This is a genomic window from Leifsonia sp. HAY1-4F, assembly GCF_056755275.1.
The window spans coordinates 1-243 of the sequence record NZ_JBNDHX010000528.1 but is presented as its reverse complement, the minus strand read 5'-3'; the positions used below and the strand labels follow the sequence as shown (position 1 = coordinate 243).

Genomic DNA, 243 nt, shown 5'->3' with positions numbered 1-243 from the left:
CATTGGAATGCGCCCCAGGTGATCGGTACAGGGTGGCACATCTATGATTTGCTGCTGGCACCCGGAGACTTTGACGGCGACGGGAACGCCGACGTCATGGCTCGGGACCCGCAGGGTCGCCTCTTTCTCTACTCGGGGAACGGCGCCGGAGGGTGGATCGTAGCGAAGCAGGTTGGCCAAGGATGGCAGGGCTTCAGGGACATCATCGGTGCCGGTGATTTCAGTGGTGACGGCACCAATGAC

At 61.7% G+C, this 243-nt stretch carries 1 protein-coding gene; it reads left to right on the top strand.

What is annotated here, in order from left to right; genetic code table 11:
- Positions 1-18 precede the first annotated feature (18 nt).
- Positions 19-243: FG-GAP repeat domain-containing protein (locus tag ACPYOG_RS20390; protein WP_481295896.1), on the top strand; the 225-nt coding region annotated here is incomplete at its 3' end.